Origin of the sequence: Acidicapsa dinghuensis (assembly GCF_025685685.1) — a bacterium.
Lineage (GTDB): Bacteria > Acidobacteriota > Terriglobia > Terriglobales > Acidobacteriaceae > Acidicapsa > Acidicapsa dinghuensis.
The window spans coordinates 221,482-234,002 of the sequence record NZ_JAGSYH010000009.1 but is presented as its reverse complement, the minus strand read 5'-3'; the positions used below and the strand labels follow the sequence as shown (position 1 = coordinate 234,002).

The following is a 12,521-nucleotide window of genomic DNA, read 5'->3' as shown; positions in this document are numbered from 1 at the left end:
CCAAGGTCGATGCCGATCGTCAGCTCTACCTGGCCACGCTTACGGGGTACTTCTGCGATGAGGTGTTGCGTAGGCTTCTTCATGGGAACAGTCTGCTCCTCCTGCGGAGGACCTGCTCATCCCATTTATCGATATTCGCGTTATTTGGAAGGAACGGATAATCGATAAAGCCTTTGTCTCCGTCGATGAAGTAGGTGTTCGGATCGCCGGCGTTGAGCGGCGACGGGGAGCGACCGGACGCGCGGCTCCCTCCGTTTTCCGCTTGCTCCTGGGGGATGTACGAAGATAGCATCGCTACCGGCTGCAGGCAGGTTTATCGAGTCTTCGATAGCGCATGCCAGGCTTGCTTAGAAACTTCAAACTCGTTCAGGAGAATTGAATGCTCATTCGCTCTATGCAACTGCTGGGTGCTGCAATGTTGGCTGGATGCCTCACCGCCGGTGCGCAAGCAAGAATCGACGCGTGCAAAAAGATCGATGCCGCCGCGGTCAACGCTGCCGCCAGCGCCTGGTTTGGCGCGCCGGTGACGTTCACTGTCAATTCGGCTATGGGAACGACTGCGGGCACCTGCGACTACGCGACGCAGACGCCAAAACATATCGAGATCAGCATCTATTACGCGCCCGATGTGAATGTGCAGATGTACGGGCTTGGGCAAAACCTCCAACCCGGTGAGAGCCTCGTGACCGGCGTAGGAGACAAAGCGGTCTTCGGCTTGGATAACAACTCAGGCAATTACAAATCAGAGAAGCTTTCCATCCTCAAAGGAAAAGCCGTCATGGTGCTGACTATGACGCTGGATAAAAAGCTTCCCACGGTGCCTAAAGAAAAGCTGGCCGATTTCGGCACAAAGCAACTGGTCCCGAAGTTCTGATTCATGCTTCGTCCGGGAAGGGATGCCCAGCGACTGTTTGCTGTGTCCAGCATGTGCCGACAATTGGTGGAAGGTTCACGTACATCGCCAAGTAGCCGTCTTTTGCTCTTCCTTCAGTCCTGGTACGTCGGCTGTGCGTGAGAACGACAAGCAAATAATAGGTGAAGAGATGAAGATTCTCGACAGCCGGAGGGCGATCATGTGGTTGTCTGTTCTCATCCTTCTTGGGCACGTGACTGCGTGGTCACAGTCTCCGGCTCCTACCCATGATCAACCGAATCAAACAATACCCGACCGTTTGACGGAATTGAGAGACGCTTTCGTGACAAAGGCAGAGAAATCAGGGATTAAGTGCAGGATTCAGCCGCCGACAATTGTCCTTACCGATATTGCGTCTTTCGGAAATTACGACCCCGAAACGAATACCTTGCGAACCCCTCTATGGTCCCAGTTCAAGCATCAAGAAAAGACCCTGTTTATGAGCCTTGCGGGGCCAAATGCTTCAGACGAGGCTGCACAGGTAATTTTTGAACGGGGCACTCACAGCTGGGTTTTTATTCATGAGATGGGACACTGGTGGCAGACTTGCGTAAATGCAAATGTGGGACGAAGCCATTATAGGGTTGAATACGATGCAAATCGGATTGCCGCGGCTTATTGGCGCGAAGTGAATCCACAACTCATGGAGAGCCTGGCCTCAGGGTTTGATCACATTCTTGCTGGCAGTCCGAATCCTGTTCCATCCGGACAGGACCCAGAAGCGTACTTCAACCACAACTACGAAAAACTGGCGGGAAGCCCGGAATATACCTGGTTTCAGGCTCATATGATTGCGGGCGTCAATGCTGAAGTCCCACCGCCATCGTTCCTGCAAGCTTTATACGAGCCTGGAAAATGAGCCTACGGAATCGATCGCAATTTCCCGCCGGCTGGTGGTAACCACTTCAGGTGACATAACCTTGCTCAAAGTTAGAGATTTGAGATAGGTATCGGGTATTGGCACCGCTACCGGAAACGCTCTCCCGTTTACTAGACGCCTTCGGACTCATCCCACACCAACGCCTCTTTAGGTCTATCGGTGGACTTGTCAGCGAGTGTATAGGAAAGCGGGAGCGCGGCCTGGAAGATGCGTATCCATTCCGCCATGAGCCGAGGCAGCCGCCTTAACGTGGATTCAATGATTGCATTATCGCCGAGTCACTCACCGAGCCGGGTAGATTCTCAAGGGGCAGCTAATGTTGACCTGGCCGCTTGCCGGTGGCCACTCCATTCGCAAGGAATACTGCCAGCGATCTCTGCGGCTTGGCTTACAAAGCTGCGAAGCAGTGACCACGATCATGCGGCGAGCCCGTTTCAGGGGACAGAACTGACGCTTCACGCAGACTGTGAAACTATGATGTGTAGCTCACTCTGAGAAATCCTAGCGTCTGTTGAGGGGTGGCATGAAGGCGAAACGAACGCGTTGGCTGGCGGCGTGTGCTCTCATCGCATATAGCGCAATTCTGATCAAGTTCGTGGTCTTCAAGGCCATACCTATCGTTCGTATAGGACACCTGAGGTTCAGGTTTGCCGGTCCTCACACAGGTCCTGGCAACTTCGTCCCGTTCAAGACCATTGTTCCTCAACTTATTGGCCACGGGAATCACTTTATAGACATGGTGAACTTGATCGGGAACATCATCCCGTTTATGCCGATAGGACTTCTCGCTCCATTTGTTTTTCGATCTATCTCATGGCAGAGGGCACTCGTCCTCGGAGTTGTCACCGGGCTAACCTGCGAGGTGATGGAGGTTGTTTTCCGTGTCGGCATCTTCGACGTTGACGACGTGATCCTAAACGCATTCGGCGTCATTGTCGGCTACGGAGTGTTTGTAATGTTCAAGCGGCGGGCGCAACCCCGCCTGGGATAGCTCTTCAGTCCTTATAAACGCCGTTAGGTTGATCATTGCAATCACTCGTCGGTGGTTTGGTACGCGTGGTCGCAGAGATAGCTCGCGGATTTCCTTGGGAATGCAGTGTCTACCAGCAGACGGTCAGGTCAACACCAGCCGAATCGTCATTCTCGTTCAATCAATGAATCTCGCCTCACTAGGCGAATTGACGAGTAGATTTTCTCCCTGCACGACTCTCAGTCATGCAGGGAGCGAGATCGAGCCGATTCGTGCTCCTGTGGCTCGTTCGACAAATGACCACGCCTTCTTATACCGGCTGCAGAGACGGCTTTGACGATTGTTTTTCTGACAGATTGAGCCAGTCCTCGAAATGCGTCTCACCCAGTTGCGGGTCATCGGGAAGCAGTGCTCTCTCGCTTACTGCGATCCCGTAGTAGCGAGCATTCTGATCGGAGATTACTTCACGTGGATCCTCGCGCGCCTGCATATACCGTCGTACGAGCTCATCCAAACCAAACTGCTCCGGGCCTCCGACTTCAACAGTGTTATGGATCGGTGAACTCGTTGAGATTTTGGCCAGTGCGGTAGCTACATCGTCAGCTGCCATAGGCTGAAAAAGCGCAGAGGGCAGATGCACCTCGTTGCCCACTGTGGAGTAATCTGCAATCTGCTTTAAGAACTCGAAGAACTGTGTCGCGCGGACGATCGTATAAGGAATCGAAGAAGCCTTGATTAGGTTTTCCTGAGCCAGTTTTGCGCGAAAGAATCCGCTTTCGATGAGACGCTCAGTTCCCACGACCGATAGAGCGATGTGGTGCCCTACGCCTGCGGCCGCTTCAAAGTTGAGGAGATTACGCGTCGATGTCTCGAAAAAGTTCATTACTGCTGCGTCCTCCCATGAAGGGGAATTCGTTACATCGACGACAGCCGAAGCGCCTTTGAGCGCATCTGCGACCCCCTCGCCAGTAATGCTGTTGACGCCGGTCTTAGGCGATGCAGGCACAACTTCGTGACCATGCTGTCCGAGCTTTTCGACGAGCTTGGATCCAATGAGTCCAGAACCACCAACTATTACGATTTTCATGATTGCCCTCTCTCTGCCGGTAGGTTTCTAAACCGGCTTTACCCACTAAGACCGAATAGCCCGTGCGTTCGTGACAACGGCTGTCAATTCTCCTTCAAAAATTATGGCGCTCTCCAATCATGCACAGGCAATCTTGTGGTTCGTTGCCTTCAATCCCCGTGTTTGTGTCGCTGGCATTCCTGGGCGTGTCCGCGCCTGGCACAGCAACACGCAAGCAGTACAATTTTGCCGTGAAAGGGATCGCGCAAAACGATGATCTCGGCGCCTTCTTCGGGGCGCGGCCGCGCCTCTTTGGCATCGCTTACCGAATGCTCGGAAGCGCCGCGGAAGCCGAGGACATAATTCAAGATGTATGGTTGCGGTGGCAGGCTACCGATCGAAGTGTTGTTGAGAACGCGACGGCGTTTTTGGCCACCACCACCACGCGAATGTGTATCAATTTCGCCCAAAGCGCAAAATCACGTCGAGAAACCTATGCTGGCCCTTGGCTTCCCGAACCCGTCGACACCAGCAGCAATCCGGCGCTAGGTGCGGAGCGCCAGGAAGCATTGGGGCTCGCTATCCTGCTGCTGCTCGAGAAACTGTCTCCGACAGAGCGCGCTGCCTATATTTTGCGCGAAGCTTTCGATTACTCGCATCGCGAAATCGCGGATGTTTTACAAATTGAAGAGGAAAATAGCCGTCAACTCGTCTCCCGCGCTCGCAAGCACATCTCTGAAGGGCGGCGCGGATCAGTCAGTCCACAAGAGCAGCGGCGTCTTCTCGAGGCCTTTGTCAGTGCAGCCCAAAAAGGAGACGTAGCCGCGCTGGAGTCCTTATTCACTGAAGATGTTGTCTCTTACTCGGATGGTGGAGGCGTCGTTCGAACAGCGGCTCGTGCTCCAGTGTCTGGTCGCCAGCATGTTGCAAAATTCTATGCTTCTTTTGCTTGGCATTTCTGGATGGGTGTGACGGTTTCATGGGTTGAAGTCAATGGACAGGCAGCCGTTCTTATCTCGCGCGATGGCATCCCCGGAGCGCTGGGGACGATTGATGCTTCCGCCGAAGGCATTAATCAAATCATGTGGATCATGAGGCCCAGCAAGCTTGCTGCGATCTCAGCCCCAAGGTAAACAAGGTTTGAGAGAAGCTCAAACACCAGTGCTCATAAACGCGCGTGGCAGATGATTGCGACCGCTGCCCGTAGTTTTGTATGCCAGGTAGTAGAGGTGGCTGCGGATCTCATTGCGAATGCAGTATCTACCGGCAGATTGTCAAATCGACATAAGCTGGCTTTTCGTTATTTACGCAATCATTATGTTGCGTAGCGATGAGAAAGGTCAGTCGGTATACCGAAGCGTGTTGATCAGTGCAGATAAAGCTGTCGGTTGATTGCGACGACTCGGATAGTAGAGGAAATATCCCGGAAACACAGGACACCAATCCTTCAAGACCTGCACCAGGTGACCACTGGAAATCTTATGGGCTAAAGGTTCCTCCATGGATGAGCCAATTCCCAAGCCAGCTTCAACAGCCTGGATTACCAACTCAGGATCATCGAATGATGCGTGGCCTTGCGGGCTGACCGTGACCAACTTGCGGCCCTTTTCGAACTCCCACCGGTAAAGCCCATTACTGAATCGAAATCCGATGCATGAGTGATCTTTCAAATCTTGCGGGTGACGCGGTATGGGATTGGACTCGAAGTAGTCGGCAGACCCGACAATCGCAAGGCGCATCTCTTTTGTGACTCGAACCGCGATCATGTCCCGCTGGATGAACTCGCCGAGCTGAATGCCAGCATCATATTCAGCGGCCACCAGATCAACGGGATCGTTCGAGGTCGTCACTTCCAACACGATCTCCGGGTAGGTGCGTGCAAAAGAGGCTAGTTTCGGCAAGATCACCATTTGAGCAACCAGTCTCGGAACGATAACGCGAATTCTTCCAGCCGGTTTCTCGCGTTGCTTGCGTGTCTCCGCCACTGATCGCTCGATACGTTCCAGGGCGGGCGCGAGCTCCTGCAACAGTGCAGCGCCGGCCGCCGTGGGCGAAACACTACGTGTCGTCCGGGCCAGGAGTTGCACTCCAAGTCGCTTTTCAAGCCCACGCATCGAGTGGCTCAATGCAGATTGTGACATCCCAAGCCTCAGGGCAGCGCGTGTGAAACTGCGCTCTTGGGCAACAGTTGCAAACGCAGCCAACTCGGGAAGTTTATCTCGAATCATTTATGCATAATACTCATGAAGCCTATCTATATAGCAAGCTTCCATACATGAGACAAAACATCTATCTTCTGTAGTGCCGGTAATCATCATCGGCGTGAAAGTGGAAGATCCGAGATTGGCAGGAGAACAATGAACCCCAAATATGACTTTTCAGGGCAGGTTGCAATTGTCACTGGAGCAGCTTCCGGCCTGGGGCGTGCGGCAGCGAAAGCGTTTGCAGAATCCGGCACGGCAGTAATGTTGGTCGATCGCGACCAGGAAAAACTCAACAGCCTCGTCGACGAAATCACCGGCGCAGGCGGCAAGGCACTCATGCTCGCTGGCGACGTATCCGGCGAGCAGCTGGCAAAAACAGCAGTCGAACAAGCCGTGACCGAATACGGCAGCCTTGACATGGCCTACAACAATGCTGGCATTCTGGGTCCGATGTGTCCCTTGGTGGAAGAAACAGGGGAAGGATACGACGAAGTAAACGCTGTAAACCTTCGCGGTGTCTGGACGTTCATGAAGCACGAGCTTATCCAGATGAAAAAGCAGGGCAGCGGCGCGATCGTGAATTGCTCATCTCTAGGCGGTCTGGTTGGTCTGCCCGGTCGTGCAGCCTACCACGCGACTAAACACGGCGTAATTGGCCTCACCAAAAGCGCGGCGTTAGATGTTGCAGCCCAAGGCATCCGTGTAAACGCCATCTGTCCGGGCTGCATTGAGACGCCAATGGGCGACGGGATCGATCCGTCGGCGATGCAGGAATTCCTGAAACAGCAGCCTATAGGCCGCATGGGCAAGCCGGAAGAAATTGCGGCTGCCGTGCTGTGGCTGTGCAGTTCAGCTTCTTCCTTTGTCCTGGGTGTAGCACTTCCAGTAGACGGTGGTTTCGTCGCGCACTAAAAAGGAGGCCTATGGAAATTCGAAGCAGCGGCTCGCAGCCGTCAATAAAGGGTCCGGAAGACTGGTTCACCGGAACCGTCAGGATCGATCCTTTATTTGATCGAATCGAACCGGCCCGTGTCAGTGGTGCCAGCGTTACCTTTGAGCCGGGCGCACGCACAGCCTGGCACACGCACCCCCTGGGACAGACTCTCATTGTTACGTCCGGCCTTGGGTGGGTGCAGAAGGAAGGGGAAGCCGTGCAGGAAATCCGCCCCGGTGACGTAGTCTGGTTTTCCCCAGGTGAAAAGCACTGGCACGGCGCCAGCGCTAAAACGGCGATGAGTCACATCGCCATTCAGGAAAAACTTGATGGCAAGGTAGTCGATTGGATGGAAAAAGTCAGCGACCAACAGTACAGGAAATAAGCCGTCACGTTAGGCAGGAATCCGCGACTGATATTCGGTTGGTCTGCACAGCGGCGATCTCTGTACGGCCGGACATCTTATCTGTTCTTGAAATAGTTTGTGAACAGGATGGCTTCTTTCCTTCCGTTGGTTGGTACCGATAGACGCACTTAGGTTGATTATTGCGATCACCGGCCGGTCGTTTGGTACGCGTAGCCGCAGAGATCGCTGCCAGCATTCCTTGCAAATGCAGTATCTACCGGCGCGGTCAGGTCAACATAAGCTGCCCTTGAGAATCTATCCGGCTCGGTGAGTGACTCGGCGATTTACCACTCGCCGAGAACTTCGTAGCAAGTCAATTGTCAAAGCTCACCTTTCGTGAAGCCGGTGATTCCGCCATTTGCACCGCGGCTTATCTGTAAATACGAGATTGCTGGGGACCGATGTGTGGCCTTTGCGTCACTCAGCCGCGACGAGCTGCCAAAGCTCGATACGATCTTCTTCCGGATCAGCAGTTCAGCTGATCAAGGCTATGTTGACAATAGTCTTTTCGATATAGTATCAACGTTCCTGCATGACGAGAGACTCGCAACACCGCGACCTGTTTCCAGGGGCTCTGGAAATGATGATCTTGCAGACGCTCCGGGCCAAGCCGATGCATGGATATGCCATTGCCCAACACATCAAGAACCTTTCCGACGATTTGCTGCAAATCGAAGAAGGCTCTCTCTATCCTGCTTTGCAGAGAATGTTGAAGGCGGGTTGGCTGGAATCCGCAATGGGCATTTCTGCCAGAAATCGGCCAGTGCGAATCTTCAAGCTGACGGCGCTGGGCAGAAAGCACCTCGAACAGGAGCTCTCCAGCTTTGAGAGGATGTTTGCCGGGATCAACCGAGTGCTGGCGATCAGCAAAACCTAGGAGATGTCCTCATGGTCTGGCTCAAGCGAATCTTCCGTCGCGATCGACTTTACGCCGAAGTCTCTCAGTCGATTCGAGAGCACCTGGAAGAAAAGATCGAAGTCTTGATGGAGAAGGGTATGTCGCGGGAAGAGGCTTCGCGAGCCGCGCGGCTTGAATTTGGCAACGTGACGCGAATCGAAGAGCGCAGCCGTGAAGTGTGGCAATGGCCAAAACTGGAAAGCGTGTGGGCGGATCTGAGGCTTGCATTGCAACAATTCATGGCATCGCCTGCCTTCACTCTAACCGCGTTGGCCACGCTCGCATTGGGGATTGGCGCGACCACTGCTATCTTCTCCGTGGTCAACACTGTTCTTCTCAAACCGCTCACCTATCCAGAGCCGGACCGCCTCGCTCTCTTCTTTGAGACCGATGGGCAGAGAGAGTTCGCGGCTGTCTCGATTCCTGAATTCCACTTTTGGCAGGAGCAGAGCAACCTGTTTCAGGATCTCTCTGCCTCCGACACGGATAGCATTGGTTTGAACCTTACGGGCGATCACCCCGAGGTCGTCCATGGGCTTCACGTTACGGAGAACTATTTTCATTTATTCGGCGCGCAAACAACCCTCGGGCGCACTTTTACTTCCGCAGAGGAAAATCTAAACGGCGGCCGCACGGCTGTCTTGAGTTACAGCCTGTGGAAGAATCACTTCGCTTCGGATCCAAGCATTCTGGGCAAAAGCATTTCGTTGGGCGGCGACCCTTACACAGTGATCGGCGTAGTCAGCCAGCAATTTCAGACAGAACTTGGGGCCGACCTTTGGCTGCCATTGCAGGCAGATCCCAACAGCACAGACGTTACGCCGTTTTTCAGAGTCGTGGGCAGACTGAAGCCGGGTGTGACGCTCAGTCAGGCTAACGCTCAGTTGAAGCTCGCGGCGGTCAACTTTCGCCGCAGATACCCAGCCGTAAACCCGCGGATGTACTTTGTGGTGCGCCCACTGCAAGACGCCATCGTAAGCAACTCACGTTCCTCTCTGCTGCTTTTGCTTGGAGCGGTCGGTTTCGTTCTTTTGATTGCATGTGCCAACCTGGCCAATTTGCAATTGATTCGCGCCTCAGGCCGCAAGCGCGAGTTCGCCATTCGCGCCTCCCTGGGAGCGTCGCAAGGGAGGATCGTCCGTCAATTGCTGACGGAGAGCGTGCTTCTTTCGCTGATCGGCGGTTTGCTCGGACTAGGACTAGGCGAATTGGCCGTGCGTCTTCTCCTGGCCGTTAGTTCGGGAGATATTCCTCGCTTGGGCGTCAATGGCTCAGCTGTCGGGCTGGATTGGCGTGTGCTCGCCTTTACCTTGTCTTTGTCTGTGCTCACAGGTCTGGCCTTCGGTCTGGCTCCCGCGCGCGGCGCATCTAACTTGGATCTAGGCACTGCATTGAAAGAGAGCGGCCGGACTGCGGGAACCGGTTTTCATCAGCAACGAGCCAGGTCGCTGCTGGTGATCGGTGAGGCAGCGCTGGCGGTTGTGCTCTCAATATGCGCGGCATTGTTTATCCGAACGTTTGTCGCACTCCAGTCCGTCAATCCGGGGTTCAGTTCGCACAACGTCCTCACAATGCAGATGGCGCTGACCGGGCCACGCTTTCATCAGACTGCTCCCGTGGCTCAGCTGGTGAGCGATGCCCGCCAGCGAATGAACGCACTCCCCGGGGTATTGAACTCCGCTTCCACCGTTTCTCTACCCTTGCAAGCGGTGCATCGAATTCCGGTGGATGTCCTGGGGCGGCCGGCAGGAAGCGCGCCGAACACAGGCTCTGCCGAGTGGCTCGCTGTTTCGCCCGGATACTTTTCGGTTTTCCAAATTCCGCTTCTTCGCGGAAGAGAATTCAACCAGAACGACAGCGGAACGGCGCCCTCGGTAGTGATCATTAACCAGACGATGAGCAAAATGTTTTGGCCCAGGCAGAATCCGCTGGGCCAGCAAATCATATTGGGAAAAGGGATGCCGCCGATGTTCGCCGATCGGCCGCGCCAGGTCGTCGGCATCGTGGGAGATATTTTGTCCGATGGACTAGACGCTACCGTTCAGCCGATGGCGATCGTTCCGCAGGCGCAGGTTCCGGATGGCATAACTGACATCAGCGATCGGATGGAGCCCATCCACTGGGCGCTGCGCACGAGCGTCGAGCCGCAGCAGCTCACCGCAAGCGTCAAAGAGCAATTGTTAGAGGCTAGTGGAGGTATTCCAACGTCGGGGACTCGCACCATGCGGGACATCGTATCCCTCTCGATCGCACGGCAGAATTTCGATATGCAATTGCTCTCCATCTTTGGAGCGTCGGCATTGCTTCTGGCAGCCATCGGCATTTACGGGCTCATGGCCTACTCTGTTCAGCAGCGAGCGCAGGAGATCGGTGTCAGAATGGCGCTCGGAGCCGATCGCCAAAAAATCCGAAATATGGTGATCTGGCAAGGAATGCGTTTGGCGCTTGCCGGAGCAGTCATTGGAGTGGGTGTGGCGATGACTCTGACCCATCTGATAGCAAGCTTTCTGTTCGGAGTGAAGAGTTGGGACCCGGCCGTATTGATTACCGTGCCGATTCTCTTGAGCAGCGTGGCTCTGATTGCAGTTTGGATACCCGCGCGACGTGGGTCGCAAATGGATCCGATACAAACCCTGCGTGCGGAGTGATAGTGGCGTAGAGGCAATTCGTGGCTGAATAGGATTGGCGCTTTAGTCTCTTGGGAACGACGATTTCGCGTAAACCCAAATCCGTCGCAACTTGCGATAACGGCGTTTATCAGGAACAGCGCGTACTGTTGATGTGAGGAGAGACACTTGAAGTACCAAGCGGTCATTGAGCGCAATCGGGAGGAACTGGAAACTCTTCTCCGAAGCGAGGACGAAACAGATATCAGCAATGCGCTACTCAGCGCCGCTTTCTACGATCCAGATTGGAGATGGGTGCAGGAAAAGTGTCTAGCTTTCAGTCACCATCCGTCTGCAACAGTGCGATGGAATTCGGCTACATGCTTCGGACACCTTGCAAGGATTCACCGTCAACTCGATCTTGAAGTTGTACTCCAGAGGTTGTCCGAGTTGCGAGATGATCCGCTAGTCAAATCCAGCGCCCAGGACGCGCTAGACGACATTCGCTTTCACATGAAGTTTCAATAGCGCCTGAAAAGTCGGCTTATGTTGACTTGACCGACTGCTGGTAGATACTGCATTCGCAATGAAATTCTCCAGCCACCTCTGCGACCGGGCTTACAAAGCTTCGGGGCATTGGTCGCAATCATCTGACATGGGCGTTTCAAGGGACATGTTCTGGATTCGATTCTTGGATTTGATATGAAATTGACTCTAAGATCCGGATGCGAGGCTCTCTGTCAAACGTGCATTGGCGCGATGCTCGGCGTGGTTTGTCTTTTGCGAATCTGTTTGGAGGCTTACGACGAATGCAGCGAAAATCCATAATGCCCCGATGGCTGCCAGGTTGTAAACAGCGGCTCCCCATGCCTGCTCGCTGTGCGATCGCACAAATACCGGAGGTATCTCAACAAGAAACTCAAAGAGAAGGAGCATCAAGGCAAGAAGCCTGGCGGCGAGGACATCGAATACTTTCAGGCAAATTGCGCCGCCCGCAAGGATAAACGCGATGCCTGTTACGACGGTCCACGCAGTTGCAAATGGCAGCCAGTGGGGCACTATGCCTGCGAAGATGCGAATGCCGATGAGATGGTCCAGACCGAAGAAGATTGGAGGCAGCCCAAGCATCCACCGAGCGGCGATCGCTGCTTTGTATTGCGATACGAATTCGTTTGGTGCAATCGAGAAGTAAATGATTACTGCCGGTGCGATCAAGAACAACTCCTGACCGATCACGAACAGCAGGCCAGCCAGGATATCAAGCCGCCAACCAAGGGTGTGAACCGCAGCGTAGAAGCGAGGCAGCCAGAATACGATGAAAATCAAATAGATGATGGCTGATGCCGCGGTGCCTATCCGTGCGGTTCGACGCCATACGATTGCCAAGCCAGCCGCAATCATCCAGGCACCGGTGAGGTACACAAGGAACAGCAGGCCAGGGATGTGGCCGCCGAGGGATTGTATCGGTTGATGGGAGCTGTCGAATTGACCCCAGATCAGATCCAAGATACCGAATGCCATTGTTGCCAAGCCGTATAAATAGACTCCGACCTTCACTTGTTCAACCTCCTTATGAGCGCAGCAGGCCGTAGCCTTCAGCGGGGTGGGAAGGTGCATTCACACCCCATGGAGCTGATGGTATGG

At 54.3% G+C, this 12,521-nt stretch carries 11 protein-coding genes; 8 read left to right on the top strand and 3 right to left on the bottom strand.

Features of this window, described 5'->3' with window-relative positions:
- Nucleotides 1-379 precede the first annotated feature (379 nt).
- From OHL22_RS23070 to OHL22_RS23060, 3 genes are all read left to right on the top strand, one after another.
- Complete coding sequence (locus OHL22_RS23070; RefSeq protein WP_263342160.1) at nucleotides 380-874, top strand: hypothetical protein; 495 nt, start codon at nucleotides 380-382, stop codon at nucleotides 872-874.
- A gap of 169 nt (nucleotides 875-1,043) precedes the next feature.
- Entirely contained in the window at nucleotides 1,044-1,772 is a 729-nt protein-coding gene (locus tag OHL22_RS23065) for a hypothetical protein (protein WP_263342159.1), read from the top strand.
- A gap of 544 nt (nucleotides 1,773-2,316) precedes the next feature.
- A complete protein-coding gene (locus OHL22_RS23060) occupies nucleotides 2,317-2,784 on the top strand; it encodes a VanZ family protein (RefSeq protein WP_263342158.1) in 468 nt (155 codons plus the stop codon).
- Between the two features lie 289 nt (nucleotides 2,785-3,073).
- Here the strand turns inward: OHL22_RS23060 and OHL22_RS23055 are convergent, their stop codons facing one another.
- Nucleotides 3,074-3,850 carry an SDR family oxidoreductase gene (locus OHL22_RS23055; protein WP_263342157.1) on the bottom strand — a complete coding sequence of 259 codons (777 nt, stop codon included), beginning with the start codon at nucleotides 3,848-3,850 and terminating at the stop codon, nucleotides 3,074-3,076.
- Between the two features lie 143 nt (nucleotides 3,851-3,993).
- Between OHL22_RS23055 and OHL22_RS23050 the strand changes: the two genes are divergently transcribed.
- A complete protein-coding gene (locus tag OHL22_RS23050) occupies nucleotides 3,994-4,962 on the top strand; it encodes an RNA polymerase sigma-70 factor (RefSeq protein WP_263342156.1) in 969 nt (322 codons plus the stop codon).
- A 207-nt stretch (nucleotides 4,963-5,169) separates the two neighbouring features.
- Here OHL22_RS23050 and OHL22_RS23045 read toward each other — a convergent pair whose 3' ends face one another.
- Entirely contained in the window at nucleotides 5,170-6,057 is an 888-nt protein-coding gene (locus OHL22_RS23045) for a LysR family transcriptional regulator (RefSeq protein WP_263342155.1), read from the bottom strand.
- A 129-nt stretch (nucleotides 6,058-6,186) separates the two neighbouring features.
- Between OHL22_RS23045 and OHL22_RS23040 the strand changes: the two genes are divergently transcribed.
- The 4 genes from OHL22_RS23040 to OHL22_RS23025 all read left to right on the top strand — a co-directional run bounded on the left by OHL22_RS23040 (nucleotide 6,187) and on the right by OHL22_RS23025 (nucleotide 10,919).
- On the top strand, nucleotides 6,187-6,945 hold the full coding sequence (locus OHL22_RS23040) for an SDR family NAD(P)-dependent oxidoreductase (RefSeq protein WP_263342154.1): 759 nt from the start codon (nucleotides 6,187-6,189) through the stop codon (nucleotides 6,943-6,945).
- 11 nt (nucleotides 6,946-6,956) lie between these two features.
- Complete coding sequence (locus OHL22_RS23035; RefSeq protein WP_263342153.1) at nucleotides 6,957-7,352, top strand: (R)-mandelonitrile lyase; 396 nt, start codon at nucleotides 6,957-6,959, stop codon at nucleotides 7,350-7,352.
- Between the two features lie 553 nt (nucleotides 7,353-7,905).
- Nucleotides 7,906-8,250, top strand: coding sequence for a PadR family transcriptional regulator (locus tag OHL22_RS23030; RefSeq protein ID WP_263342152.1), 345 nt, complete (start codon nucleotides 7,906-7,908; stop codon nucleotides 8,248-8,250).
- A gap of 11 nt (nucleotides 8,251-8,261) precedes the next feature.
- On the top strand, nucleotides 8,262-10,919 hold the full coding sequence (locus OHL22_RS23025) for an ABC transporter permease (protein ID WP_263342151.1): 2,658 nt from the start codon (nucleotides 8,262-8,264) through the stop codon (nucleotides 10,917-10,919).
- A gap of 672 nt (nucleotides 10,920-11,591) precedes the next feature.
- Here the strand turns inward: OHL22_RS23025 and OHL22_RS23020 are convergent.
- Nucleotides 11,592-12,434: a DoxX family protein gene (locus OHL22_RS23020; RefSeq protein ID WP_263342150.1), complete on the bottom strand. Its 843-nt coding sequence runs from the start codon at nucleotides 12,432-12,434 to the stop codon at nucleotides 11,592-11,594.
- Nucleotides 12,435-12,521: the final 87 nt, after the last annotated feature.